Source organism: Acinetobacter tandoii (assembly GCF_008867985.1).
Lineage (GTDB): Bacteria > Pseudomonadota > Gammaproteobacteria > Pseudomonadales > Moraxellaceae > Acinetobacter > Acinetobacter tandoii.
Genome location: NZ_VXLD01000003.1, coordinates 234,558 through 260,264 on the forward strand (window position 1 = coordinate 234,558; position 25,707 = coordinate 260,264).

A 25,707-nucleotide genomic window follows, 5' to 3' on the forward strand; every position below is an offset into this window, starting at 1 on the left:
AAACCGTATGTTCAATTTGTGATTTTCAAATCAGACTAGCAAAGAAAACTTTGACCACCAATGCAGATTGGTGCACGATGGTTGTGCAATTTTGCACAGGATGTGGAAAATAAAAATGAAAGTAGATTGGGATCATCTGCAATTTTTTTTGGTCTTGGCACGTGCCAAAACATTGACCAATGCAGCACGGATTATTGGGGTTGAACACAGTACTGTGGCTCGACGGATACAGTCTTTAGAAGTCGCGTTAGGTACACCCTTATTTAAACGTGAAGCCACAGGATATGAACTTACTGTCGATGGTATGGCACTGGTGCCGCGCGTAGAGCAAATGGAACAGGCTTTTTTGCAAATTCAAAAACCGCAACAGCCACTTGAAGGTCGCGTGCGAATTGGTGCACCCGAAGGTTTTGGCACAGCGTTTTTGACCCAGTTATTGGCAGAACTGTCGCAGCAATTTCCGCTGCTCACGATCGACCTGATTCCTGTTCCCAAGATGATGAAGCTGTCCCATCGCGAAGCCGATATTGTCATTTCGATAGACCGTCCGAAATCGGGTCCTTATATCATTACCCGACTGACCGATTATTGTTTAAAAATTTACGGCAGCAAAAGCTATCTGGCACAACATCCGCCCATTCAAAATATGGAAGATTTAGCACGCCACCGCTTTGTGAATTATATTGATGATCTGATTTATAGCTCAGAACTGTATTGTTTGGAACGCCTGCCGATTCCACTGACCGCCAATTTTCGCAGTAGTAGTATTTTAGCGCAGCAAATTGCGGTGAATGCAGGCGCTGGCTTGGCCATCTTGCCGCAATTTCTAGCCCATAATCAGCCCAATTTAGAACAAGTGCTGGCCGAGCAAGTGCGCTTTACCCATACCTTTTGGATGCTGACTTTTGTCGATTTACAACACGAGCCACGGATTAAATTGGTCTGGGATTATTTACGTAAACAGGCTGACCTTAAGCAAGGTATTCTTATGGATTAAGGCTGACGAAGTTGATTGCTTGATCAGTATTCTCCCATTGCAATACGTCGGGTGAGCTGTTCCAGACGATCGACTTTCTGACTTTGTGGCAAAACACGGCAGACCATTGCAGCAGTATAATCGAGTGCAGTATTGGGAATAATCGGGCGAGCCTGACTGGCAGCATAATTCTGGCTACTCATTAAGGAACCATTTTTCTTGAAATTAGCCGAGGAGCGAATGCTATATTGTTCACTCTCACAGCCCACACGGTACAAGGCCAAGGAATAATCACCCAGTTCCAAGCCATCTTTTTCTTTGTCATTTTTAATTAAATACTTGACCCAGTATTCAACTTCATTGCTTTTTGCATCAAGTACTCTCACCCGATTAAAATCGACATAAATATATTGCGAGTGATCATAATTTGCATTGACGTAGGTCCACTCGGTACATGCAAACACACTCCAAAATAAACTGACAAAACTGATCAGCACACGATTTAACACAATACTATCCCCCCAGATAGGCGCAAGGGATTATAGCAACTCCACCGCTTAAATCACATGATAAAATCAAACTAAGATACTGAAATAATTAAATTAATATAAATTTTATTTCAGCATTTTCAGCACAGATTCAGTGATATTACTATGACTGGTTGGCACTCTAAATCGACTCTGAGGAATATTTAGCACCCTGATGGCAAACCATTTGTAAAATGCTGGCGAAATTAATCGCCAGTTGGGTGGCTAAATGCTGCTTATAAATTACAGCCAGCCCAACTGTAGGTACAGGCTCGGCAAAAGGCCGATACACCACGCCCTGAATTTGTAATTGCTGCGAAGATTCTGGCACCATCGATACCCCCAAATTAGCCGCCACCAAAGATAAAATCGAGACAATCTGTGGTGCACTCTGACCCATTTTGGGTTCAAAGCCTGCTTGCTGACAGGCATCAGTCACCGCATCATATAAGCCTGCACTGACGCTGCGCGGGGACAAAATCATTTCATGTTCACGTAAGCAGGTCACCTGTAAAGGTTGTTCACCATGCGCTAAATCACGGCGTACAGAAACCGCTGCAATTAATGCTTCATTCAACAACTGTTGCATGGCTAAACTGCTATGAATTTGTCGAGGTGGACGAATAATGGCAATATCTAGGCGGTCTTCCAGCACATAGTCAATTAATTTGAGGGAATTGGCTTCTTCTAGTTTTAGCCCAACTTTAGGGTACTGCTGCTGATAACGGCGAATGCTTTCTGGAATTAGAGGGTTCAGCATTGAAGTGCCTGTAAAGCCTAAACGTAACTGTCCCACTTCACCATTAGCAACATGGCGTGCCAACTGAATCGCATCATCCAATTGATGTTGCAGAGGTTCCACCGCAGCGAGAAAAGCTTGTCCAACTTCGGTCAGCACCACTCCCTGCGAAGTTCGTAAAAACAGCTCTGCGCCAATACTCTCTTCCAAATCACGAATTTGCATACTCAAGGGCGGCTGACTCATACACAAGCGTTGTGCCGCACGGGTAAAGTTTTTTTCTTCTGCCACGGTTAAGAAGTAGCGAATATGGCGCAGCTCAATATTCATATATAAAACATATATTGCTATAGACTTAAATATATTAGAAGGATGACCTTCTCGCTGCTAGGCTTATTCTGTAAATGATTACGCTAGCCAAACCGTTTGGCTGTTGGAAATTCAAATGCTTAGCCCCGCTTCTTCAAGTCCAGAACTTGACCCCATCTCCCCTTTATCCAAATCATGGATTGAATCGGGTACGAGTACATATTACCGTGCAGGGCTGGCCCTGTTCTTGGTGGGATTTGCCAGTTTCTCCCTGATTTATTGTGTACAACCTTTACTGCCTGCTTTTACCCAAACCTTTGCGGTGAGCCCTGCCAATAGTGCACTGGCATTGTCGCTGACCACTGCTTTCTTAGCCATTTCGATTGTACTCTCCAGTGCTTTTTCACAGGCTTTAGGTCGGCGTAATGTCATTTTCATGTCCATGGCTTGTGCGGCTGGACTGAATATCTTGGCGATGTTTATTCCCCACTGGCATACCTTTCTTGCCACACGTGCACTGGAAGGATTTGTATTGGGTGGGGTTCCTGCCGTCACCATGGCATGGATTGCAGAAGAAATGGACCCCAAAGCCTTGGCACAAACTATGGGGCTGTATATTGCGGGAACGGCTTTTGGCGGCATGATGGGACGGGTGGGCATGGGGATGCTGATTGAATGGGTCAACTGGCAAACAGCCTTAGGTTTACTAGGCCTCTTGTGCTTGCTCTGTGCCTGTGGTTTCTTATATTTACTGCCCCCTTCTCGCCATTTTGTTGTAAAAAAAGGGCTAAATTTAAATTTCCATGTGCAAGCATGGTGGTCACATTTACGCAATCGCTCATTACTGCGTCTCTATACGTTGGGCTTTGTGTTGACCAGTATCTTTGTAACCCTATTTAACTACATTACTTTCCGTCTCGATGCAGCTCCATATTTTTTGAGTCAAACTCAAATCAGCTTAATTTTTCTCTCTTATAGTTTAGGTATGGTGTCTTCATCACTGGCAGGCCGTTTGGCACAGCGCTATGGTCGGCAAAGCATGATCATAGGCGGCTTTATCTGTATGGGATTGGGTATTGCCTGCACCTTGGCGGCAAACCTCTGGGCAATTATTTTAGGTGTGGCATTGATTACCACAGGCTTCTTTATTGCCCATGCCCTCTGTAGTGGTTTGGTGGGAGCTGCTGCCCAAGACAACAAAGGACATGCAACTTCGTTATATTTACTGTTTTACTACCTCGGTTCCAGCATCATCGGTTCAGCAGGAGGATGGTTCTGGTTATATGCAGGATGGTTAGGCGTTGTTCTCTTGGCAATGCTCTTGGTGCTTGCAGGTATTGGACTGAGCCTCATTCAAATTCGTCCACAACACCCTGCTTAAAAGTTCTTAATACATCTCAAAAAGAACACTTAGTCGTCATGTTGAGTATATTTTTTTATGGCAGCTTGGGACCGAATCGTCCCAATGCACACATTCTAGAAAATATCGGTGGAACATGGGCAGAGGCCTATGTACATGGCGAGCTACAGGACAAAGGTTGGGGCGCAGACTTAGGCTTTCCAGGCATTGTACTCAATGAAAATGCTTCTGCTGTACAAGGTTTTGTGTTTTTCTCAGAAAATTTATCCCAACATTGGGCAATGCTCGATGAATTTGAAGGCGAAGGTTATGTCCGTAGCCCAGTACAGGCCACTTTAATCGAGACAGGTGAATGTATTAACACTTGGATTTACAGTCTAAAATAGCTTTCTTTTTATACAAAAATAGCTAATAAGTCGAAACTTAGATTCAGTTCATAACGCTGAACATTCAATCGGTTATTTTTTGGCTTGCATTCAAAACAACTTAATGTAAAATGCACAGCACAAGATGCCGGCATAGCTCAGTTGGTAGAGCAACTGACTTGTAATCAGTAGGTCCACAGTTCGAATCCGTGTGCCGGCACCATTCACTTAAGCTCACTATTTATTAGTGGGCTTTTGTTGTTTTTGAACCTACATTTTTTATTTCTTCTGTGCTGTCACTTGCACATATTGCACTACACCTTGGGTCCATAATTTCTGACACAGTTTTGCTGTCAACTGAATCTTCATTACATCAAAAGCTGTATATTGCGCTTCAGTCTGCGGTGCTATGGTCTGCTGCTGAATATATTGGGAAAAACCACCCAATACAGCTTCAGAAAAATCTTCAATTTGAATCTGTTCAAAACCTGCTTGTACCAACTGTTGCTGTACAGCAACTTCATCAGACAAGTTTTTTAAATTCACATCGGCAGCTTTAAGCAACAAGGCCAACTGTATTTTTTCTGCGACATTTAAATTCAAAAACTTCGGGCTTAAAATTAGATAATGAAATCCCAAACGCCCTTTTGAATTTAAAACGGGTGCAACTGAATTTAAAAACGAATTCAAACTACTGTGATAAGCCGCATCGATACACAGCACCACATCAAAAGCTTGCTGAAAGGAAATTTGTTTTAAATTTAAAAAAGAGTGGCCATGAATAGCCTTTAGCTGAGGAATGGCTGTTTGAATTTTTTGTATATATTTAGGTTGTAATTCAACCGCTTCAATATGTTGTATCTGATACTGTTGTTGCCAATGCAACAGGCTCGCCCCCTGTCCACAGCCCAAATCCAGTACATGATCGGATGTAGTTAATTGCACATTGTGGGCCAAATGATCGGCAAGGGCACGGCAAGCGTCGGGATAGGTCTGATGAGTTTCAGACCAGTATCCCAGATTGCTCCAAGCCAGTTCGCTGCTGTCCCCTAATAATTTTGCATTGATGGCATATTTATGTTGGTAAACCTCTGTGCGAAGCTGTTGGAGCCATTTCATGAATTTAGTAGCCGAGTTGCGGAGCAACCTCTACTTTAGGCTTTAAGCCAACGAACGGCAATGGTGCACCAAAAATCTCAGCAATATTCATGGCAGAGGTCACTGCCGATTCCAAGATTGGCAAACCATCACACGACCAAGAACCACAATAGAATACTTTGCGATCAGGTTGCTTATGACGTTCTTGCAATTGCTTATTCAACGCGACTGTTTCCGAGTTCACTACCGCACGGGTTAACGTTACGCTTGAAATGATCTTTTTCGGATCAATTTCAGTCACAGGACGCCAAGTTTGGAACACAGGATTTTTACCCACTAGGCTTGGCTCAACTGCGTTTAACCAGACTGTGAATTGCTGACGGGTAAACTTGCGATCCATCATATAACTCAACACTGCCCAGTCTTTACGCTTCGGTGGCATAACAGACGTGTCGGTATGAATGACCAATTGACCTTGTTCAAATTTAAATTGCTTTAATAAATCAATGTCGTCTTTAAATTGTGCTTGATCAAGGAAAGTGTCAATTTTGTTGGTTGGTGTTGCAATCACAGCACGATCAAACTGGTAGGTTTCACCTGCCGAATTTTCAACCTGTACTTTATCGCCTTGTTGTTTCACATGGGTGATGGCAGAGCCACTGCGGATTTCAATACCTTGTATCAACTTATCAACTAAGGCTGGTGTACCACCCTGCATACGCAATAAGGCATCCCCATCCGTGAGTTGACGCAAGAAGGTCAACAACGGTTTTGCGGGCCAATCACCAATGGTTTTTGGATTACAAGTACAAATGGTATATAGCACTGGCATTACCGCACCATGCCAGAAGACTTCTTCAATATCATTCTGATTAATGAATTCTGCCAAGGTAATCTCTTGATTCTCAGATTTGAAAAATTGAGAAATCGCGGTTTTTAACTGCAACATGCCTTTAACCAAGCGCCAACCATATTGTTTGATGCCTTTACGGTTATTGATAATTGGAAAATTACCAATACGGGTACGTGTGGTGGTAAGCCATGTTTCAGTTTTATCTTCAAATAACCAGCTACATGCCATATAGGTTCGCACTGGATAAGTTTGAATACCTAAATACGTTGCTAAACTTAAGGTGTTTTTCCATAAATGCGGATTCATGACACGCAAAGGTGCATCAATCAACCCACCTTCAAACTCGGTACTGTGACTGTCCATTCCACGCCCTGGTAGGGCTTCAAAAATTGTAATGTTATGTCCAGCATCTTTAAGAATTCTCGCAGTAGCCAGTCCAGCCATGCCACTACCAATAACTGCAATATCCAAAGTTATTATCCGTCAGTTACACATTAAGGAAATTATGTACTACGGGGCGACAAAACAGACTATTAAAAAATGCCAGAATCCATGCTTTTAAAATTCGTTAACAATTTAATTTTAGCTTGCCCGCTTTATCCCACATTCATGATTATTTTTCAAACAAAGTCTTTTTTTAAAGAATGGATACTTTATTTTTTGTTTAAAATTAGTAAATTAGATTCATTCACTTTTCACAGCCAATTTTACAAATAACAAAAAAGTAGGTATCATGCACCACATAAAAATGACAACTTCATCACACTAACCAAAATATGGCACTATGCAAATTTAGATAACATCTGTGTCATCTACAACAAAGCTTAAAGCGCAAAAAGCCCCGAATGACTTCGGGGCTTCTTCTTTTTTCTAGCAGTTACTACATTAGGATTGGCTGAATTGCTTAGCGATGATGTTCCTGAACTGGAATCTCACCAAATTTACCTTGATTGAAATCTTCAAATGCCTGAATGATTTCCTGTTTGGTGTTCATCACAAACGGGCCATAACCCTGAATCGGTTCATTCAAAGGTTTTCCTGTCAAAATTAAGAATTTCGCATCAGTAAGCGCTTCCAATTGAATGTGTGATTCAGCATCATGTGCAAATAACACGATCGAGTTATCCAACACTTTTTGATGACCGTTCAGCAGCATTTCACCTTGTAACACCACCACTAAGGTGTTGTGATCGACTGGCACAAATACATCTTGGCGGTGACCTGCTTTCAGCATGCCATCCCAAACATTGACTGGACTAAAGGTTGACGCTGCACCTTGTTGCTCTGCATACGTACCCGCAATCACACGTAAATGCCCAGCTTCATCTTCAAAATGAATCACAGGAATCTCTTGAGCTTGAATGGCCTGATATTGCGGGGCTGTCATTTTATCGGCTGCGGGTAAATTCACCCACAACTGAACCATTTCAAACAAACCGCCTTGCTCCGCAAATTCAGTCGAGTGAAATTCCTCATGCACCAAGCCTGAACCCGCAGTCATCCACTGTACATCGCCCGTTTGGATCGTACCACCACCGCCACTAGAATCTTTATGTGTGACTGCACCTTGATAGGCAATGGTCACGGTTTCAAAGCCACGGTGCGGATGTGAACCCACACCATGCTGCTCTTTGGTAGGTGTAAATGGATACGGCGCAGCATAATCTAATAACAAAAACGGGCTAATCGCTTGTCCTAAACGGTCATAAGAAAACAGGTTTCTCACTGGAAAACCATCACCGACCCAATGCATATTTTGGTTACGGTACACACCTGTAATTTTTTTCATTTCAAAACTCCTATCTCTAGGATCTAACATGCAGCCATGTTAAGCATTTTAAAGTGCAGGACATAGTGAGCTTATGCGATACACCATCCTATTTTTACAACAATCTCTCCAGAGTATTGAATTTATATGTTTTTATTTTCGTATCGAGTGCAACAACAAAACTATCTCAAAAATAAGACAATCTTTCCCAAGATCATCCTTTAAGCTTAATTACAACTCTGCTTAATATAACAACAACGCAACCATGCGCTAAACATAATTATGAGCATGGCTGAGTTTTCTATTCATCCACTAAAGGAATAAGAAAATGGGTAAACCTTATACTCGCTTAGATAAAAATAATGCTGCCGTTTTGCTGGTCGATCATCAAACTGGACTGTTGTCCTTGGTACGTGACATCGATCCCGATAAATTCAAAAACAATGTACTGGCTTTGGCCGATGCTGCTAAATATTTTAATTTGCCTACCATTCTGACCACCAGTTTTGAAAATGGTCCAAACGGCCCTCTGGTACCAGAATTAAAAGAAATGTTCCCCGATGCACCATATATTGCCCGCCCAGGACAAATTAATGCATGGGACAATGAAGACTTTGTCAAAGCCATTAAAGCCACAGGTAAAAAGCAACTGATTATTGCAGGTGTCGTGACCGAAGTCTGTGTGGCTTTTCCAGCGCTATCTGCACTGGAAGAGGATTTTGAAGTGTTTGTCATTACCGATGCTTCAGGCACGTTTAATGCCTTGACCCGTGATGCCGCATGGGAGCGTATGTCACAAGCAGGTGCACAACTCATGACATGGTTTGGCATGGCGTGTGAACTGCATCGTGACTGGCGAAATGATATTGAAGGCTTGGGGACTCTCTTCTCCAACCATATTCCTGATTATCGCAACCTTATAAATAGCTATAATCAAAATACAGGGCAAAAATAAACCAGAATAAAGTACGTTACAGCATCGCATTCATGCTGTAACGTACTTGAAAACATCACGAACAGAGGTGGCAAATGCGTTCATTTGATGACTACTATTATTTTTATTTAGTGGTCAAGCATGGTGGATTCAGTGCAGCCAGCGAAGCCAGTCAAATGACCAAGTCTAAGCTCAGTCGACGGATTCTTGATTTAGAGCACCAATTTAACATTACACTGATTCAACGTTCGACCCGACATTTTAAAGTGACCGCGTTGGGACAAGCATTTTATGAAGAATGCTGCAAAGTAATTGCACAAGTCGAATGTGCTGAAAATGTCCTGCTTCAACAGAAAAATGAACCTCAAGGTTTAGTCAAAATCAGTTGTCCCTCCGTGATGTTGCAATACCAAGTCCGTCATATTCTCACCCAATTTCTAAAAGATTACCCACGAGTTGAGGTGGAACTCGAATTAACTAGCCGTCGAGTTGATGTCTTACATGATGATATTGATCTTGCGCTACGAACCAACTTTTCGGTCAATGAAGATGCCAACATTGTCGTACGTGATGTGATGCAAACCACGCATTGCTTGGTCGCTAGCCCCTCTTTATTACAAGGTCATCACATTCAGCTGATTACCGAACTTGGTGATTATCCCAGCGTTGTACTAGGGACACAAAAAAATCAGTATGCTTGGCATTTACATCATCGGGGTCATAATGAAAGCATTGAAATACCCTTACAGCCACGCCTGAAATGTAATGACTTGGCGGGGGTTTATTTTGCTGCACTGGATGGTTTAGGGATTGCAGATCTACCTTATTTAACTGTTGAACACGATATCGCTTCAGGAAAACTGATTCATATTTTACCTGAGTGGTGTTCCAACATTGGTACGGTACAATTGGTTTATGCTTCTCGTAAAGGACAACGTCTAGTTGTAGAGAAATTAATTCAGGTGCTCATGACAGGTTTACGCGCATTGGCACAGGAGCAACCAGGCTATCTATCCCCAATGAATCACCCTGTGCCATTTAGTAGACCGTAAACAGCAAGTTCAATTTGAATTGAATTATCTTTGAATTCAAAAAAAATCCAGAACCAAAGTTCTGGATTTTTTAAATTCAAAGTGCTTTGACTTAGATTTTACCAATCAGGTCAATCGATGGTGCCAAAGTCGCATCACCTTCTTTCCATTTTGCTGGGCAAACTTCACCAGGGTGTGCATGCACATACTGGGCTGCTTTAACTTTACGCAATAACTCCTGCGCATCACGCCCCACACCTCCCGCATTAATTTCAATAATTTGGATTTTCCCTTCAGGGTCAATCACAAATGTGCCACGATCAGCCAAGCCTTCTGCTTCAATCAGCACTTCAAAGTTTTTCGCCAAGACCCAAGTCGGATCACCAATCATGCTGTACTGAATTTTCTTAATTTCTTCTGAGCTGTCATGCCATGCTTTATGCGTGAAATGGGTATCAGTCGAAACGGAATAAATCTCCACACCCATGTTTTGGAATTCAGCATAATGATCGGCTAAATCGCCTAATTCAGTTGGACAGACAAAAGTAAAATCGGCAGGATAGAAAAACACAACCGACCATTTGCCATAAAAATTCTGTTCAGACACTTGAACAAATTCACCATTTTTATAAGCTGTTGCGTTGAAGGGTTTGATTTCAGTATTGATTAAACTCATGTACGGTTCCTCGGTATCAGTGACTGTATTTGTTTAACTTGAAACCAAGAATAAGAAATTTTCCCATATAGGTAAAACCGTAGTTTTTTATAATTTTAATCGGTTTTATAGATTTAAAATTTAGATGCTATTTTCCTTTTTAATGATTTTATCCGATACAAATAAAAATGCTGGTGACCACCAAAGCCATCACCAGCATTTTCTATCAACAGCAAAGATTATGCTGAAGGATCGGTCACATCGATACACATGTACTTCATTTCTAAGTACTCATCGATGCCCCACTCTGAACCTTCACGGCCTAAGCCTGACTGTTTCACACCACCAAACGGAGCAACTTCATTCGAAATCGCGCCTGTGTTTACACCCACCATGCCATATTCTAACGCTTCGCCCACACGCCATTGACGTGCAGCACTTTGGGTAAAGATATAGCTAGCTAAGCCAAACTCAGTGTCATTTGCCAGTGCAATCGCTTCTGCTTCAGTTTCAAAGCGGAATAAAGGTGCCAATGGGCCAAAGGTTTCTTCTTTCGAAACACGCATGTCTTGCGTTACATCACGCAGAACAGTTGGTTCAAAGAAAGTTTTACCCAAGGCATGTAATTGACCACCGATCAGTACTTTCGCACCTTTCGTTTTCGCATCATCAATATGTGATTGCACCTTAGCCACGGCTTTCGCATCAATCAATGGACCTTGCGTCGAGCCTTCGACACGACCATCACCCACTTTTAATTTTGCAACTTCAGCCACTAAGCGCTCACAAAGTGCATCATAAATGCCTGCTTGCACATAGATACGGTTGGCACACACACAAGTTTGACCGCTGTTACGGAATTTGCTCATCATGATGCCTTGCACAGCTTGATCAAGATTCGCATCATCAAAGACGATCACAGGTGCATTACCACCCAACTCTAAAGAGAGTTTTTTGATGGTTGGTGCACATTGCTGCATCAAAATACGGCCCACTGGCGTCGAACCTGTGAAGCTCAGTTTGCGTACCACATCGCTGTTACACAATGTTTGACCCACTTCAGCAGCATCACCCACAATGTTTAACAGAAGATCTTGTGGCAAGCCTGCTTGCAAAGCCAATACTTCTAATGCATAGGCAGATAACGGGGTCTGTTCTGCTGGTTTCACCAACATTGAACAACCCGCTGCAAGTGCAGGTGCTGCTTTACGCGTAATCATGGCTGCTGGGAAGTTCCACGGCGTAATGGCCGCAGTCACACCAATCGCTTGCTTGATCACCACCAAACGCTGATGCGCTTGAGTTGGAGGAAGAACCGCACCATCAATACGACGGGCTTGCTCTGCAAACCAACGAATAAACGAGGCTGCATAGGCAATTTCACCACGTGCTTCAAGCAAAGGTTTACCTTGTTCAGCCGTTAACAACTGCGCCAAGTTTTCCTTATGCTCGAGCATCAATTCATACCATGCCCACAAGATGTCGGCACGATGTAAAGCGGTTTGCTTTTTCCAAAGTGCTTGTGCTTGTTCAGAACGAGTAATGGCTGCTTCAACGCCCGCTTGGTCATAGGTTTTTACCCATGCCAGACTTTCGCCAGTCGCTGCATCTTGAACTTCAATAAAGCCGCTTGAAGCAGGTGCTTCAAGGGCAATATCAGGATGTGCCAATAAATATTGCAATCCTTGTTGAATCATGCTGATTGCTCCGCAGTTTGCGCCCCAACAGTTGCTGGCAATGCTAAAGAATCAAAACCTTGTTTTAAAATGTCTAAAGCTTGACGGAATTGTTCTGTTGGAATGGTCAGTGGATATAAGAAACGAATTACGTTACCGTTTTTACCACAAGTTAATAACAACAAACCTTTCTGCATTGCAAAAGTTTGTACAGCTTTTGCGATATCCGCATTTTCAACTTCAACAGCAACCATTGAACCTAATGCACGAACATCATTCACGATGGTCGTTTCTGATTGAATTTGTTTCAATACCGCAACTAATTCTGCACCTAAAACATTGGCACGGTCACAAAGCTTTTCTTCTTCAATCGCATCAATCACTGCATGTGCTGCTGCAACTGCAATTGGGTTACCAGCGTAAGTACCACCTAAACCGCCTGGGTTTGGTGCATCCATCACGTCGATACGACCCACAACACCTGAAATTGGGAAACCACCGCCAAGACTTTTCGCCATAGTGATCAGGTCAGCTTTAGTTTCGTAATGATCCATTGCGAACAATTTACCAGTACGTGCAAAACCAGTTTGTACTTCGTCTGCAATCAACAAAATACCGTGTTGGTCGCAAATGGCACGTAAACGTTTTAAGAAGTCAGCAGGAACAACGTTAAAACCGCCTTCACCTTGTACTGGCTCAAGCACAATGGCTGCTACATCATGTGCAGATACATCTTCACTGAAAATATTTTCAACGCTTTCAATGGCTGCATCAACAGAAATACCTTTAGATGCTACTGGGTAACGCGCATGGAATACGCCACCAGGCATTACACCAAAATCGCGTTTGTATGGTGCAGTTTTACCTGTCATTGCCATCGTCATGAATGAACGACCGTGGAAACCGTTACCAAACGTAATAATACCGTGACGGCCTGTATAAGAACGTGCGATTTTTACCGCATTTTCAACCGCTTCAGCGCCTGTCGTGAAAAATGCAGTTTTTGCTTGACCCGCAATTGGTGCGCGTTCATTGATACGCTCAGCCAAAGATACATAGCTTTCGTATGGTGTTACTTGGTAAGCGGTATGGGTGAACTTGGTTAACTGTTCAGTCACAGCCGCAATCACTTTTGGATGACGGTGACCTGTATTCAATACCGCAATACCACCCGCAAAGTCGATGTATTCGTTGCCATCTTTATCCCAAATTGTGGCATTTTCTGCTTTTTCCGCATACCACTGACACATCACGCCTACGCCGCGTGGGGTTGCTTGCTGTTTACGCGCATTGAGTGCAGAATGATTAGCATCCATTATTTTTTCCTCATTTTTTCATCGTCAATTACAGCTTTGGTCTATGCATCCGTTCGCCTAATTTCAGGATGCTTTACAATGACTGCCTATGACTGTAATTTCGCGCTTCTTGGGTCAACTGACCAGAGCCACTTTTTAACTGTAGGAGAGAGCCAATTGCGCAGTTTGTTAGGTGATCATTTATTACAACGTCTCCAGCAAGATACGGAGGGTAAGCTACATCAACGCCTATTCCGTTGCTTGAGAGGTGCGATTACCGAAGGTGTGATTCAGCCCAAAACGCGCTTACCTGCATCTCGTGATTTGGCCAATGAAGTCAAGGTATCGCGCAATACCGTGCTGTCTGCTTATGAGCAACTGCAAGCCGAAGGCTATTTGGAAGCACGTACGGGTCACGGTACTTGGGTTGCGGAGCACTTACCCGAAGTATTTTTAAATACCATTCATGGCAAGAAAGTTGAAGGAATTGCCAAAGCCAAAAAAAATGCATCTTTATCACAACGTGGTACACAAGTGATGGGACATGCCGCGGCATCTCCACATCAATGGGGTGCTTTTGTACCGGGTGCACCTGATGTGACTGAATTTCCACATCATATTTTTAGTCGGATTCAAGCACGTTTAAACCGTGAACCCAATATTGAACAATTAATTTACAGCAATGCTGGCGGCTGCCTAGAACTGCGTAGTGCGCTGGCCGATTATTTACGTGTCGCCCGTTCAGTTCAATGCGATACCGACCAAATTATTATTACCGAAGGGATTCATCAAGCCATAGATTTGGTCTCTCGTGCCCTGTGTGATATTGGCGATCAGGTCTGGATTGAAGATCCTGCTTATTGGGGAATGCGCAACACTTTGCGTATTAATGGCCTAGACATTCACCCCATGCCTGTCGATGCCGACGGTATTATTCCAGAACAAAACCCGAAAAAACCACCCAAACTGATTTTTGTGACGCCGTCACATCAATATCCGTTGGGATCACATCTAAGCCTAGAACGACGCAAGCAGCTCTTGAGTATTGCCAAGCAAAATAATAGCTGGATCGTGGAAGATGACTATGACAGTGAATTCCGCTTCTCGGGTCAACCCTATCCATCGCTGCAAGGTTTAGAATCCGATGCTCCCGTCATTTACATGGGAACATTCAGTAAAACCATTTACCCTGCACTACGTATTGGCTACTTGGTGGTGCCACGTTCGCTCTTTTCACCATTACGGATTTTGGCCGCAGAACTTTATCGTGGTGGACATTTACTCGAACAGAAAGCCTTAGCGGTGTTTATTCGTGAAGGGCATTATGAAGCACATATTCGACGTATGCGCCTACTGTATGGTAAGCGTCGTGCTTATCTGGTCGATTTGATCCATCGCTATTTAGGACCCGAATTTGTCCACGAATATAGCCATGATTCAGGTCTACATCTGGTTATGAAACTGCCTGAACAGTGCGATGATGTTGCGATTGCGTCTAAAGCTTTAGAACGTGGTATTAAAGTTCGTCCCTTGTCTCAATATTATATGCACTCGCATGCACGTGCGCAGCGTGGACTGCTGATGGGCTTTGCATGTGTGAATGAGCGCGATATGGTGATGTCTTTTGGTGTGCTATTACAATGTCTACGTGAAGCTGGTGTACCCACCGTAAATTAATTATCTGAATAGCATCAAAAAAAAAGAGTCTCCAATTAGAGACTCTTTTTTTTCAATTCAGATTAACGCAGCTTAAACCAGTTTTTCTGTATTGTGATGTGCTAAATGAGAAGCCCTACGCTCTTTTCCCCAACCCAATTTTTCCGAAAGTAATCCAAAGAATACAATCGTACCGAACAAGACCGTCGTATAAATCACTTCTTTAAAATAAGTGCCTTCAATCAACATGGTCAGAATTGCCCCAATAATGGCAATGATCACACCATAAGTCACATAAGGGAACATCCACATTTTAAAATCAATTTGTACCCCTTCAGCTTCAAGTTTTTTACGCATACGCAGTTGCGAATAAGCAATTGCCAAGTACACGTATAGCGTTGCTGCACCTGTAGTGAGCATGAATACATCATAAACATCCATACTCTTGGTTGCCGTTAAAATCACCGCAATCACAGAGAAGAAGCAAGAAACAATCACGCCTACCGCTGGACTGCCATGACGGTTCACCGTACCAAAATTTTTCGGTGCATCGCCACGTTTGCCTAGAGAGAACAACATACGTGAACAGGTATACAGTGCCGAGTTAAAGCAGCTACATACTGAAGTCAGTACGACAAAGTTGACAATATGACGTGCGCCAGGAATTCCAAGTGCCGTTAAGGTCACGCTATAGGTACCCCAAGTCGAATCTTTCAAAAGTTCATTGTTATGCGGAATCAAACATACGGCTACAAACATTGAACCCACATAGAATAAGATAATACGCCAAACGACTGAGTTAGAAGCCTTGCGAATTTCCTTAGAAGGATCCGCTGATTCTGCGGCTGCAACGGTGACAATTTCAGCGCCAATATAAGCAAACATTACCCCCAGTAAAGCCGTAATGACCGAGGATGCTCCATTGGGCATAAAACCTTGTGCGGTTAAATTGCTGATGCCTGATGCAGCAGGATTGCCCCAAGGCCATAAGTGCATAATCGCTAAACTGCCGAGCACAAGAAAGATTACAATCGCAATGACTTTGATGAGCGCAAACCAGAATTCAAATTCACCGTAGTTTTTTACGTTTTGTAAGTTGACCGCGACCAAAGCAACAATGACAACTGTCATATAGGCCCAGATCGGGATAAAGGGAAACCAATTATTTAAAATTTTGCCCGCAACATAAGCTTCCCAGCCCATGAGCATGGCGAGCGTACACCAATACAGCCAACCAATTGAGAAACCCGCCCAACGACCAATGGCACGGTCCGCATAAGTAGAAAAAGAACCACTATCAGGGTTTAAAACAGCCATTTCACCAAGCATACGCATGATGAACCAAACCAATAAACCGCCTAAAGCATAAGTGAGAAAGACCACAGGTCCAGTGTTATAAATAATACTGCCTGAACCGACAAATAAAGAACCACCAATGACACCTGCAATTGAGATCATGGTCAAATGGCGAGATTTAAGCCCGTTATGTAAGCCTTGAGAGCCGTTGGCTCCTGACGTTTGATGTCCAGCCATACAATTTTCCTTAACATGATAGAAATATAGCTGTCCCAAAGTCAGTTTACTCTAGGTCATCAATATTCCTAATTTTCTGGTGAATCTGCCCAATCGCCTAAGGAGAAAGATTGAGTGGGCAAATCCGACGTTTCCGTATGCATACTTCTATATAGGCTTAATTTGTCGTTTTGGCGCTCAAGAAACGAGAGCCATTTTTCTTATGAAGGAAAGAGCCAATTGTTGCTTTTATGCACCAATTTTGTGCGTTTATGTTATTTTTCAATATTTTCAACCGTTGAATACAACGCATATTTAATATAAAAATAGATATATATCAATTTGTTATCATTAAGATACAGTTAAAATAAATGCAAGTTAGAATAAACAATATGTTAAAAGGGATCGGTTCACCCTTCTCTATAACTTTGGTCTGACTTGACACTGTGTAGTCAGACTCAATAAAAAAACCTTCCTAGCAAAGCCAAGAAGGTTTTATCTGTTTTGGAGGCAATTGGATTAAAATATTTGCCTTAGATCTATGATCTAGAACGGTAAATCATCATCCAAATCTGCAGGTGCTGGTGCAGAAGGTGCTGCTTTAGGTGCAAAACCACCTGGATTATTGTTGCCATAACCACCTTGGTTACCGCCGCCCTGATTATTGTTAAAACCGCCTGCGTTGCCATAACCTTGGTTATTATTATTGTTGTTATAACCCGTGTTATTGCCATAACCACTGTTCTGGTTATTGTTAAAACGCGGTTGGTTAAACCCAGCGTTATCGCTTGGCACACCTTCACCTTGCTGACGGTTCGAATCAAGCATTTGCATTTGTTCACCACGAATCTCTGTGGTGTAACGTTCTTGACCATTTTGATCTGTCCATTGGCGCGTACGCAATGAACCTTCAATATAAACCTTCGAACCTTTACGTAAATATTGCTGAGCAATTTCACCTAAACGATTGTGCAAGACAATTCGGTGCCATTCAGTTTGTTCTTTACGTTCACCTGTGCTTTTGTCAGTCCAAGAATCGCTGGTTGCGATTGAAAACTGAGTAAGCGAGCCCCCATTTGGAAAAGTTTTCGTCTCTGGATCTCGGCCTAATGTGCCCACTAAAATAACTTTATTTACACCGCGCATCTGATGTTTACTTCCTATCTATTTCTATTATTTACTTTATAAGAGTTATGCTTAAATGGCTACCTCTTTCCCCAACAAGTGCGTTAAATGTTGTCGCGCAGCTTCATCAATCCGCTGCTTATCTACTTTCACATAGGCCACTTGTTGGTCCGACATCACCACAACTTCTTCAATACCACGAATCGCTAAAAGTTGAGAAGTCCACTCATCTGTTTGTTTATTTTCAGGTAAGCGCAATACCAACGATGAAAGATAACGTGGTTGAGCCAAGCCAAAACTGATGAGTAGCCAAATTATAGCAATTGCGGTGAGGATACTCCAACCGAATGCCGTGTTATTCAGCATCAATAATTGACCACCCAATGTACCGCCAAAAAATGCCCCTAAAAACTGACTGCTGGCATTTACGCCCATCGCAGTGGCTTTGGATTGAATCGGTGCAGCCTTAGACAGCCACGATGGCAATAAAGCTTCCATGACATTAAAGGCAATGAAGAATAAACCCAGTCCGATCAATAAGATATATTTAGATTCATAGCCAAAAATGAGGGTAATTAAACCTAAAATGATACCTGCAATGGCAGTGAGGAAAATACTGCGCATTTTGCGATATTTTTCCGCCACAATAATACTGGGGAAAGCAAAAAACAGGCTAATGACCAGCAAAGGCAGATAAATTAAACCATGCTTGGCTAATGGAATTTTTGCAAATTCAATTAATTGGGATGGCACATAGATAAACATTGCGGTAAGCAATAAATGCAAAGTAAATACGGACACATGCAGACGATTTAGATCTGACATTTTCAGCACTTGCTTTAACTGTGCCAAATAACCTTGTTGGAAATTTTTATGATGTCGAGTCACTTTAGGCACCAGCAACAACATGGCGATAGCCGCCAAGCCCATAATGGTCGTGACCCAGAACAAGCCCGAAATGCCCACTAGACTGGTCAGCCAAGGACCCAAACTAAAGGCCACCACAAAAGACAAACCAATACTCATGCCCATAGCCGCCATGGCCTTGGTACGTTGCTCTTCACGGGTGACATCAGCCAGCAAAGCCATCACCACCGCAGAAACCGCTCCCGCGCCCGCAATGGCACGACCAATAATCACGCCATAAATGGTGTCAGACATCGCTGCGACTGCACCACCAACCGCGAACAACAATAAACCCAATACCACCAAAGGCTTTCGGCTAAAACGGTCAGCAATTAAGCTAAACGGAATTTGTAAAATGGCTTGACTAAGCCCATACACGCCCACAGCCAAACCAATCAGCGCAGGTGTCGCATATTGATACGACTGACCAGCCACGGAAAAGACTGGAATAATCATGAACAGGCCCAACATGCGCAATGCAAAAATACTGCTTAAAGCAAAGGTCGAACGGCGTTCTAAGGAATTCATCATATCAATAGACTTAAATGCGTTGAATTTGGAGGTTATGCTACAACATTCAGATATGAATGCGTGACGATTCTGGAATTATCTCAAGAAAAAAGGGCGCAATTCAATGCACCCTGAACTCTACTGTGTGGACATTTCGTTCACACAAACAATTTAGCCTTGCTGCCCTTGGCGCTTACTATATTGAATGGAAGCAATAACGGCCCAAACAATAAAGGCGACACCAATTAAACCTGTGACCACTTCTGGAACATGAACACCTGTCCCACTGGCCAACATGATGAATGCCAAAGCACCAATCGCATAATGCGCACCATGTTCAAGGAAAATGTAGGCATCGAGGGTGCCTTTTTCAACCAGATAAATCGTCATTGAACGCACGAACATCGCACCAATTGCTAGACCTAGCATAATGATGACCACATCCGAAGTAATCGCAAATGCGCCAATTACACCATCAAAACTGAATGAAGCATCGAGGACTTCAAGATAAATAAAGCCCCCCAAACCTGCTTTGATCACACCTGTAGATGCACCACTGGCATCATGTGCCACGGCATTGCCCTCTTCATCAATTTCAGGCTCACCACCTAACAAATGACTCAGCACTTGCACACCGATATACACCACAATGCCCCAAATACCCGCCATCGTTACCAACAAACGTTCAGCATCTGAAACATTGGCTGCCATAATCAACAATGCAATCAGTGAAATAAAGACAGACATTGCAGGAACGTTGGCTAGGTTGGCTAAACGGTGCTCTAACCATCTGAACCAGTGCGTGTCTTTACCTTCATCAAAGAAGAAATTCAAAAACACCAATAACAAGAACGCGCCACCAAAAGCGGCAATTTCAGCATGATGGGCCATCAGTTTTTCTGAATATTGTTGCGGCTCATTCAATGCCATATTCACCACTTCGAGCATGCCCATATCGGCAGTCACAGCCACAATCACAATTGGGAACACCAGACGCATGCCAAATACGGCAATAATGATACCCACGGTTAAGAAGATCATTTTCCAAAAATGATCCCATCCGCGGAGGACCGAAGCATTCACGACCGCATTATCAAATGACAATGAAACTTCCATTACCGCCAAAATTGCAGTAATGGTCAGCGCAGTAAACATGGTCTTCAAGCCTGCTTCAGGACCATGCGTAAAGCCCCAATAAGCAGAAATGGCAAGACACACAATCGTAAATAAGATAGAGAAACCAAAATGTTTCATCATAACGAAGTGACCTTTGGATAATAAGAGCGCTATAGCATGACTACAGCATAAAAATTCATGCGCGATATTATGACGCTTTTACACGCTAAACCAAAATTGTTCTGCGATTTTTTCTGCGAAGAACTTTGCCCTATAAAAAATGGGTCGTCTATTGGGCATGCTTGGGTTAGTCTAGTCGCCATAATTTGTAAAGCTAGACCAGGAAACCCGCATGCTTTTTTCTGAACAATTGTGGCAGCGTAATCTCGACCTCTACCAAAAAACTTTAGCGCTTCCTTTCAACCAAGAACTCGCACAAGGTACGCTCAGCCGTGAAGCCTTTTCTCATTATGTCATTCAAGATGCGCATTATTTATTGGCATATGGCCGTGCTTTAGCGGTATGTGCAGCAAAAGCGTATGAAGCCGATGATGTCATGCAATTTTCGGATGCCGCCAAAATTGCGATTGTGGTTGAGCGCAGTTTGCATGACAGCTTTATGCAAGAATTCGATGTCTCTAAACAACAGTTTGAAACTACACCACTGACCTTGGCTTGTCATCATTACACGTCATTTTTAAGTGCAACTGCGTGGTCAGAAAGTTATCCTGTCGTGCTGGCTGCATTGTTGCCGTGCTTCTGGATTTATGCCGAAGTTGGTCAAGACATTGTGCAGCATTCTGTGCCGAATAATCCGTACCAAGCTTGGATTGATACCTATGCAGGCGAAGAATTTCATACCGCTGTGCGCAATGTCATTGCCACTGTAAATAAAGTCGCCGCACGTTGCGATGCCGACACCTTAGAAAAAATGCACGCGGCGTATCGCATGGGCGCCAAACTCGAATGGTTATTCTGGGACAGTGCTTATGATCAAAGACAATGGTTGGGTTTAGACCATCTATAATTGAAGTATCTATTAAACTGATCATGAGGGCTGTTGGCTCATGATCATCTTTTTAAGTGATGGGGAAAAATATGTATATTGGAGAATTGGCTGCGTTAACAGGCACCACCCCGAAAGCTATTCGGCATTATGAAAAACTCGGTTTATTGCCCGTCGCAAAAAGAAAAGGAAATTATCGTATTTATGAAGCGATTGATGTCCAATCAGTCAACATGATTCGTCTTGCCCAAGCGGTTGGATTTAGTCTTGCCGAGCTTTACGATCTTTCTGTTTTAAAATATCAACAAAACCGATTTCCTGTAGAAGTGGCGAAGGCTTTAATCGCCAACAAGCATCAGCAAATTTTAGAACACCAACAAGCCTTAAACCGTTTACAAGAAAACTTAAAGCAATTGGAAGATGAAATTACCCAAACCTATATGACCGACAACAGCGCTGTATAGCAGCATCAATTCACAAATCTGCAAATTAAAGCTTGACTCTGCCCCTAGGGGAAAGGTTTATGGTCATAACTCCTTTTATTATGGATTTATAAAATGAGTTCTCATCTTTCTATATTTAAAAATTCAACAGCATTAATTACAGGCGCATCTTCAGGAATCGGCAAAGCCTATGCGCAAAAGCTTGCGTCTTTAGGCATCCACTTAATTTTAACCGCGCGCTCTGAGCAAAAACTGAATGAGTTAGCCAATGAGCTTGAAAAAAAATATAATATTCAGGTTGAAGTCATTGGTCTAGATTTGGCTCAACCCCATGCAGCACAAAAGCTGTTTGATGAGGTGCAAGCACGAAAATTGTCGGTAGACATTTTAATTAACAATGCTGGATTTGGAAAATGGAGTCAATTTCTAGATCAATCTGCCGCAACCTACAACGAAATGATCATGCTCAACATGAATAGTGTAACGTCCTTATGTTACTTATTTTTGCCACAGATGCTGGCGAGCAAAAAAGGCATCATGATCAATATCGCATCGACAGCAGCTTTCCAACCTTTACCTTATATTGCGGTCTATGGAGCAAGCAAATCTTACGTGCTCAATTTTACTGAAGCACTTGCAGGAGAATATGCATCTTCAGGGGTTAAATTCTTGGCAGTTTGTCCTGGCAATACCGAAACCAATTTTACACAAGTGGCAAATGCTGATACTCGCGGCATGAAAAGCTCTTCAGTCGATGACGTCGTTTCAGCCACATTAGTCGCCCTTGATCAAAACAAAACATCTATCATTGTCGGGTGTAGTAACTATCTCACCGCTCAATTACCCCGTATTTTGTCTCGCAAGAAAATGCTTCGTATGGCTGAACGTATTCTCAGAGACCGCGTTCTGAAAGCATCATAAGTGCACCCTGCTTGAAAAGATTAAGACACTTGGCTTAATCTTTTCAGTGCTGAAAGATTTGCCACGCATAAATTAAACCTGCCGCCGCCACGACCCAACTGAGTGTCGCCACGCCCAAACATGACCACATCGACATGCGCGTCGCCAACACATAAACGGCAGCTAAATAAATGGCATAAGGAATCAGAGACCATAAGCCAAACAACGCAGTTTTTTGTAAGGCTTCCGCCCCTTTTTGCTGATACACAATTACATGTGCAATTAAGGCGAAAGTGGGAAACAGCGGAACCAAACCTGCAATATAAAAAGCCTTACTTTTGGATAAAATTGAAATCAGCAGCACGACTGCTGCACCCAACATACATTTTAAAAATAATGCCCACATACTTTGGTTCTATCCAATACTTTCACTATCTAACCCACTCCCATATTCTGCGCTCTAAAAGGCAGCTTTGCATGTAAATTTAGTGGAAATATCTAGGATAAAATTTGGATTTCGAGCCAATTCCACCTCATCTATCTGCTTCCAGATAGATGGGACGATGCTCTATTGGTGTAAACGTTTGCACAGCACTAAAGAGGTTCTACAGATTTTAGAAAAAGATATCAATGTTTATGCCCGCCAACATCAGGATCTTCCTCGGCAATATGCTGTCAAATCGGTTGAGTCTATTTTTGAACGTCCACTTGCCTGAGCTTGCTAAATCATCCCAAGCAAAGGGGTTATGCACAGGGTGCTAACACCTCGCTAGAGTTTTATTTTTTAAAGTAAATTGACTGCCAATAACGCCAATAACGCAGGCACCGCCTGAATATAAATAATCTTTTTACTGGCAGTTAAACCACCATAAATCCCTGCCACCAATACACAGCCTAAAAAGAAATTGGCCAAAGCTAAAGCATAGCTTTCAGGTGCGCACAACGACCAGAATAAACCTGCTGCCAAGAAGCCATTATACAAGCCCTGATTTTGTGCCATAACCTTGGTCAATTGGGCTTTTTCAGGAGTGTTGCCAAAAGCTTTCAAGCCGTAGGGTTTATCCCATAAAAACATTTCTAGCACTAAAATATACACATGCAAAACTGCAATGAGTCCCACTAAAATTTGTCCGAGCATTTTTATTTTCCTTGTTGTTTTATTTGCGATGGCAAAAGTGAGCCTTTCGGCCCACTTCAACCTTCAAAATTAAGCTTTAAATAACACTTTACCTTGGCGTGCTGCTTGAGTTGCTTTTTCCGCTGCTTGCGACACCTGATCAAAAGTATAAATTCCTTCGACAGGTAGGGTCAGTTTCTGCTGTGCCGCGAGCGTTAATAATTCAACCACCAAGGCTTTTTTACGTTCCGCAGGCATGTGCTGATTCACCACACTCGCCCAGAACCCCTTGATTGTGGCTTGTTTAAAGATTAAATCGCCTGACTCGATCTGCATGGTTTCACCCGTCATGCTACCGAAGGAGACCAATAAAGAGTTTTCACCCAATAAGCTCAACAACTCACCGCTGGCTTTACCCCCAATCGAATCGACCCCAGCCATCAATGGCTGATCCCCCTGAATGGCTTTGACTTGGGCTTTCCAATCGGCTTGATCAGTTGCCACCACATTTTGAATGCCTAAAGCAGTCATTTCGGCAACAGCTTCTTGACGACGGACTAAGTTAATCACATGAATACCACGTGCTTGTGCTACCATCGCCACGGTTTTACCCACTGCACCATTGGCCGTGTTTTGAATCATCCACTGACCTGACTCTAAGTTGGCAAAATCCAATAACATTAAAGAACTGAGAGGCATGGCAATCAACTGTGCTGCCAATTCGTCTGGAATCGCATCAGGTAAAGGAATGAGGGCTGCTGCGGGTGCTAGACAATATTCTGCCCAACTACCATGAATGCCCGCTACGGAAACACGCTGTCCCAATTCAAAGCCTGTTACGCCTTCACCCAATGCATCAATTACTCCAACTGCTTCACTCCCCCCAATGGCAGGTAATTCAGGCTTATAGCCATAGCTACCCCGTACCGTCCATACATCATGGTTATGAATCGGGGATAAAATCACTTTTAAACGGACTTGCCCTGCTTTCGGTTCAGGTTGTGGCATGTCTGCTTGTTCTAATACATCAACTGGTTCGCCAAAACGACGATGAATAATACTGCGCATGGGTTAATCCTTGTTGGGTTGTAAGAGGCTGTGTGTGGTTTCAAGTGCCAAATGCAAAGGGGCTTTGTCTTGTGCCAGTTTGGCCAGCAAGGCTGCGCCCAACCACAGTTGATACATCACTTGCGCCATTTTTACAGGCTGAATATGTGCAGGAATGGAACCTTCCTGCTGTCCTTCCTCAAGCAAAGTCGCAACGCGTTCGGTTAATTTATTTACGCCAAAATTCAGGATTTGACGCATATCTTCAGACAAGTCTGAAACTTCTGCCGCTAATTTCACAATCAGACAGTTTTCTGCCCAACCGCCATGAATCGGGTCTTCAATCCACGCTTGCCATAACGCCATCAATCGCGCATAGGCACTGCCATCGGTCAGTTGCCACAACTGCTCTACCTGATTTTTATAGTCCGTGATGTACTGCTCTAACAGTGCACAACCAAAAGCCTCTTTCGACGCAAAATAATGGTAGAACGAACCTTTCGGCACGTCACAGGCTTTTAAGATTTCTTGTAGCCCTACCCCGACAAAGCCTTTCTGTAATACCAGCGGAAAACTGGTGTCGAGAATATGCTGGCGGGTGGCTTCACTTTTACTTGATCGTTTCATGAGCTGACTATATTTTAATATTAGACCAGTCGTCTAGTTAATTTATGTAACTTTGATTGCATTACACTTTCGAGAAGTAGCCACTGTGGCAAATGAATGTTAATAATAGCGAGCTATACTCTGCTGCATTGTTCAGGGATAATTCATCCGTCATGA

At 43.0% G+C, this 25,707-nt stretch carries 26 protein-coding genes and 1 tRNA gene; 11 read left to right on the plus strand and 16 right to left on the minus strand.

The features are described from left to right. Window positions 1-115: 115 nt before the first annotated feature. Window positions 116-997, plus strand: coding sequence for a LysR family transcriptional regulator (locus F4W09_RS07200; RefSeq protein ID WP_016168775.1), 882 nt, complete (start codon window positions 116-118; stop codon window positions 995-997). A gap of 23 nt (window positions 998-1,020) precedes the next feature. Here F4W09_RS07200 and F4W09_RS07205 read toward each other — a convergent pair whose 3' ends face one another. Then, complete coding sequence (locus tag F4W09_RS07205) at window positions 1,021-1,485, minus strand: surface-adhesin E family protein (protein WP_151504425.1); 465 nt, start codon at window positions 1,483-1,485, stop codon at window positions 1,021-1,023. Window positions 1,486-1,645: 160 nt separating this feature from the next. Next, entirely contained in the window at window positions 1,646-2,566 is a 921-nt protein-coding gene (locus F4W09_RS07210; RefSeq protein ID WP_151504473.1) for a LysR family transcriptional regulator, read from the minus strand. A 121-nt stretch (window positions 2,567-2,687) separates the two neighbouring features. Between F4W09_RS07210 and F4W09_RS07215 the strand changes: the two genes are divergently transcribed. The 3 genes from F4W09_RS07215 to F4W09_RS07225 all read left to right on the plus strand — a co-directional run bounded on the left by F4W09_RS07215 (window position 2,688) and on the right by F4W09_RS07225 (window position 4,499). Continuing rightward, entirely contained in the window at window positions 2,688-3,932 is a 1,245-nt protein-coding gene (locus tag F4W09_RS07215; RefSeq protein ID WP_151504426.1) for an MFS transporter, read from the plus strand. Window positions 3,933-3,970: 38 nt separating this feature from the next. Continuing rightward, the gene (locus F4W09_RS07220; RefSeq protein WP_151504427.1) at window positions 3,971-4,297 is read left to right on the plus strand and encodes a gamma-glutamylcyclotransferase family protein; all 327 of its coding nucleotides are present in this window, start codon (window positions 3,971-3,973) and stop codon (window positions 4,295-4,297) included. Between the two features lie 126 nt (window positions 4,298-4,423). Continuing rightward, window positions 4,424-4,499: transfer RNA gene (locus tag F4W09_RS07225), tRNA-Thr, on the plus strand. Between the two features lie 56 nt (window positions 4,500-4,555). Here the strand turns inward: F4W09_RS07225 and F4W09_RS07230 are convergent. The 3 genes from F4W09_RS07230 to F4W09_RS07240 all read right to left on the minus strand — a co-directional run bounded on the left by F4W09_RS07230 (window position 4,556) and on the right by F4W09_RS07240 (window position 8,016). After that, entirely contained in the window at window positions 4,556-5,395 is an 840-nt protein-coding gene (locus F4W09_RS07230; protein WP_151504428.1) for an SAM-dependent methyltransferase, read from the minus strand. A gap of 4 nt (window positions 5,396-5,399) precedes the next feature. Further along, window positions 5,400-6,698, minus strand: a complete 1,299-nt coding sequence (locus F4W09_RS07235) for an FAD-dependent oxidoreductase (RefSeq protein ID WP_016168781.1) — start codon at window positions 6,696-6,698, stop codon at window positions 5,400-5,402. A gap of 433 nt (window positions 6,699-7,131) precedes the next feature. Further along, window positions 7,132-8,016: a pirin family protein gene (locus tag F4W09_RS07240; RefSeq protein WP_151504429.1), complete on the minus strand. Its 885-nt coding sequence runs from the start codon at window positions 8,014-8,016 to the stop codon at window positions 7,132-7,134. A gap of 307 nt (window positions 8,017-8,323) precedes the next feature. Here F4W09_RS07240 and ycaC point away from each other — a divergent pair, with 307 nt between their 5' ends. Both ycaC and F4W09_RS07255 read left to right on the plus strand, forming a co-directional pair. Continuing rightward, a complete protein-coding gene (gene ycaC / locus F4W09_RS07250) occupies window positions 8,324-8,950 on the plus strand; it encodes an isochorismate family cysteine hydrolase YcaC (protein WP_044738922.1) in 627 nt (208 codons plus the stop codon). A gap of 74 nt (window positions 8,951-9,024) precedes the next feature. Then, window positions 9,025-9,981, plus strand: a complete 957-nt coding sequence (locus F4W09_RS07255; RefSeq protein WP_151504431.1) for a LysR substrate-binding domain-containing protein — start codon at window positions 9,025-9,027, stop codon at window positions 9,979-9,981. A gap of 91 nt (window positions 9,982-10,072) precedes the next feature. On the opposite strand, the gene ahpC is transcribed toward F4W09_RS07255, so the two are convergent. The 3 genes from ahpC to gabT form a co-directional block, all read right to left on the minus strand. Beyond that, window positions 10,073-10,636 (minus strand): alkyl hydroperoxide reductase subunit C, encoded by a 564-nt coding sequence (gene ahpC, locus F4W09_RS07260; RefSeq protein ID WP_044738920.1) that lies wholly within the window; start codon window positions 10,634-10,636, stop codon window positions 10,073-10,075. Window positions 10,637-10,854: 218 nt separating this feature from the next. After that, window positions 10,855-12,312: an NAD-dependent succinate-semialdehyde dehydrogenase gene (locus F4W09_RS07265; protein ID WP_151504432.1), complete on the minus strand. Its 1,458-nt coding sequence runs from the start codon at window positions 12,310-12,312 to the stop codon at window positions 10,855-10,857. Next, complete coding sequence (gene gabT, locus F4W09_RS07270; RefSeq protein ID WP_151504433.1) at window positions 12,309-13,607, minus strand: 4-aminobutyrate--2-oxoglutarate transaminase; 1,299 nt, start codon at window positions 13,605-13,607, stop codon at window positions 12,309-12,311. The genes F4W09_RS07265 and gabT overlap by 4 nt, the downstream gene beginning before the upstream one ends. A gap of 156 nt (window positions 13,608-13,763) precedes the next feature. Here gabT and pdxR point away from each other — a divergent pair, with 156 nt between their 5' ends. Next, window positions 13,764-15,263 (plus strand): MocR-like pyridoxine biosynthesis transcription factor PdxR, encoded by a 1,500-nt coding sequence (gene pdxR, locus F4W09_RS07275; RefSeq protein ID WP_215899322.1) that lies wholly within the window; start codon window positions 13,764-13,766, stop codon window positions 15,261-15,263. Between the two features lie 72 nt (window positions 15,264-15,335). Here pdxR and F4W09_RS07280 read toward each other — a convergent pair whose 3' ends face one another. The 4 genes from F4W09_RS07280 to F4W09_RS07295 form a co-directional block, all read right to left on the minus strand. Next, window positions 15,336-16,775 (minus strand): amino acid permease, encoded by a 1,440-nt coding sequence (locus F4W09_RS07280; RefSeq protein WP_151504435.1) that lies wholly within the window; start codon window positions 16,773-16,775, stop codon window positions 15,336-15,338. A gap of 525 nt (window positions 16,776-17,300) precedes the next feature. Next, complete coding sequence (gene ssb / locus F4W09_RS07285) at window positions 17,301-17,900, minus strand: single-stranded DNA-binding protein (protein ID WP_104441360.1); 600 nt, start codon at window positions 17,898-17,900, stop codon at window positions 17,301-17,303. Between the two features lie 51 nt (window positions 17,901-17,951). After that, complete coding sequence (locus tag F4W09_RS07290; protein WP_151504436.1) at window positions 17,952-19,316, minus strand: MFS transporter; 1,365 nt, start codon at window positions 19,314-19,316, stop codon at window positions 17,952-17,954. 150 nt (window positions 19,317-19,466) lie between these two features. Continuing rightward, window positions 19,467-20,552, minus strand: a complete 1,086-nt coding sequence (locus F4W09_RS07295) for a DUF475 domain-containing protein (protein ID WP_151504437.1) — start codon at window positions 20,550-20,552, stop codon at window positions 19,467-19,469. A gap of 211 nt (window positions 20,553-20,763) precedes the next feature. Between F4W09_RS07295 and tenA the strand changes: the two genes are divergently transcribed. The 3 genes from tenA to F4W09_RS07310 all read left to right on the plus strand — a co-directional run bounded on the left by tenA (window position 20,764) and on the right by F4W09_RS07310 (window position 22,781). After that, window positions 20,764-21,438 carry a thiaminase II gene (gene tenA, locus F4W09_RS07300; RefSeq protein ID WP_104441358.1) on the plus strand — a complete coding sequence of 225 codons (675 nt, stop codon included), beginning with the start codon at window positions 20,764-20,766 and terminating at the stop codon, window positions 21,436-21,438. 71 nt (window positions 21,439-21,509) lie between these two features. After that, the gene (locus tag F4W09_RS07305) at window positions 21,510-21,881 is read left to right on the plus strand and encodes a MerR family transcriptional regulator (RefSeq protein WP_151504438.1); all 372 of its coding nucleotides are present in this window, start codon (window positions 21,510-21,512) and stop codon (window positions 21,879-21,881) included. A gap of 93 nt (window positions 21,882-21,974) precedes the next feature. Continuing rightward, window positions 21,975-22,781: an SDR family NAD(P)-dependent oxidoreductase gene (locus F4W09_RS07310; RefSeq protein ID WP_151504439.1), complete on the plus strand. Its 807-nt coding sequence runs from the start codon at window positions 21,975-21,977 to the stop codon at window positions 22,779-22,781. 43 nt (window positions 22,782-22,824) lie between these two features. Here F4W09_RS07310 and F4W09_RS07315 read toward each other — a convergent pair whose 3' ends face one another. After that, window positions 22,825-23,166: a GlpM family protein gene (locus tag F4W09_RS07315; protein WP_016168795.1), complete on the minus strand. Its 342-nt coding sequence runs from the start codon at window positions 23,164-23,166 to the stop codon at window positions 22,825-22,827. A gap of 157 nt (window positions 23,167-23,323) precedes the next feature. Here F4W09_RS07315 and F4W09_RS17115 point away from each other — a divergent pair, with 157 nt between their 5' ends. Beyond that, window positions 23,324-23,476, plus strand: a complete 153-nt coding sequence (locus tag F4W09_RS17115; protein ID WP_171492407.1) for a hypothetical protein — start codon at window positions 23,324-23,326, stop codon at window positions 23,474-23,476. Between the two features lie 68 nt (window positions 23,477-23,544). Here F4W09_RS17115 and F4W09_RS07320 read toward each other — a convergent pair whose 3' ends face one another. From F4W09_RS07320 to F4W09_RS07330, 3 genes are all read right to left on the minus strand, one after another. After that, window positions 23,545-23,898 (minus strand): DUF1304 domain-containing protein, encoded by a 354-nt coding sequence (locus tag F4W09_RS07320; protein WP_131324149.1) that lies wholly within the window; start codon window positions 23,896-23,898, stop codon window positions 23,545-23,547. Between the two features lie 69 nt (window positions 23,899-23,967). Continuing rightward, window positions 23,968-24,945 carry a zinc-binding dehydrogenase gene (locus F4W09_RS07325; protein ID WP_151504440.1) on the minus strand — a complete coding sequence of 326 codons (978 nt, stop codon included), beginning with the start codon at window positions 24,943-24,945 and terminating at the stop codon, window positions 23,968-23,970. Window positions 24,946-24,948: 3 nt separating this feature from the next. Continuing rightward, the gene (locus F4W09_RS07330; protein WP_151504441.1) at window positions 24,949-25,551 is read right to left on the minus strand and encodes a TetR/AcrR family transcriptional regulator; all 603 of its coding nucleotides are present in this window, start codon (window positions 25,549-25,551) and stop codon (window positions 24,949-24,951) included. Window positions 25,552-25,707: the final 156 nt, after the last annotated feature.

Coding starts and splice junctions, on each gene's coding strand:
- F4W09_RS07200 (WP_016168775.1), top strand. CDS start 116: ATGAAAGTAGATTGGGATCATCTGCAATTTTTTTTGGTCTTGGCACGT.
- F4W09_RS07215 (WP_151504426.1), top strand. CDS start 2,688: ATGCTTAGCCCCGCTTCTTCAAGTCCAGAACTTGACCCCATCTCCCCT.
- F4W09_RS07220 (WP_151504427.1), top strand. CDS start 3,971: ATGTTGAGTATATTTTTTTATGGCAGCTTGGGACCGAATCGTCCCAAT.
- F4W09_RS07230 (WP_151504428.1), bottom strand. CDS start 5,395: ATGAAATGGCTCCAACAGCTTCGCACAGAGGTTTACCAACATAAATAT.
- F4W09_RS07240 (WP_151504429.1), bottom strand. CDS start 8,016: ATGAAAAAAATTACAGGTGTGTACCGTAACCAAAATATGCATTGGGTC.
- ycaC (WP_044738922.1), top strand. CDS start 8,324: ATGGGTAAACCTTATACTCGCTTAGATAAAAATAATGCTGCCGTTTTG.
- F4W09_RS07255 (WP_151504431.1), top strand. CDS start 9,025: ATGCGTTCATTTGATGACTACTATTATTTTTATTTAGTGGTCAAGCAT.
- ahpC (WP_044738920.1), bottom strand. CDS start 10,636: ATGAGTTTAATCAATACTGAAATCAAACCCTTCAACGCAACAGCTTAT.
- F4W09_RS07265 (WP_151504432.1), bottom strand. CDS start 12,312: ATGATTCAACAAGGATTGCAATATTTATTGGCACATCCTGATATTGCC.
- gabT (WP_151504433.1), bottom strand. CDS start 13,607: ATGGATGCTAATCATTCTGCACTCAATGCGCGTAAACAGCAAGCAACC.
- F4W09_RS07280 (WP_151504435.1), bottom strand. CDS start 16,775: ATGGCTGGACATCAAACGTCAGGAGCCAACGGCTCTCAAGGCTTACAT.
- ssb (WP_104441360.1), bottom strand. CDS start 17,900: ATGCGCGGTGTAAATAAAGTTATTTTAGTGGGCACATTAGGCCGAGAT.
- F4W09_RS07290 (WP_151504436.1), bottom strand. CDS start 19,316: ATGATGAATTCCTTAGAACGCCGTTCGACCTTTGCTTTAAGCAGTATT.
- F4W09_RS07295 (WP_151504437.1), bottom strand. CDS start 20,552: ATGATGAAACATTTTGGTTTCTCTATCTTATTTACGATTGTGTGTCTT.
- tenA (WP_104441358.1), top strand. CDS start 20,764: ATGCTTTTTTCTGAACAATTGTGGCAGCGTAATCTCGACCTCTACCAA.
- F4W09_RS07305 (WP_151504438.1), top strand. CDS start 21,510: ATGTATATTGGAGAATTGGCTGCGTTAACAGGCACCACCCCGAAAGCT.
- F4W09_RS07310 (WP_151504439.1), top strand. CDS start 21,975: ATGAGTTCTCATCTTTCTATATTTAAAAATTCAACAGCATTAATTACA.
- F4W09_RS07315 (WP_016168795.1), bottom strand. CDS start 23,166: ATGTGGGCATTATTTTTAAAATGTATGTTGGGTGCAGCAGTCGTGCTG.
- F4W09_RS17115 (WP_171492407.1), top strand. CDS start 23,324: ATGCTCTATTGGTGTAAACGTTTGCACAGCACTAAAGAGGTTCTACAG.
- F4W09_RS07320 (WP_131324149.1), bottom strand. CDS start 23,898: ATGCTCGGACAAATTTTAGTGGGACTCATTGCAGTTTTGCATGTGTAT.
- F4W09_RS07325 (WP_151504440.1), bottom strand. CDS start 24,945: ATGCGCAGTATTATTCATCGTCGTTTTGGCGAACCAGTTGATGTATTA.
- F4W09_RS07330 (WP_151504441.1), bottom strand. CDS start 25,551: ATGAAACGATCAAGTAAAAGTGAAGCCACCCGCCAGCATATTCTCGAC.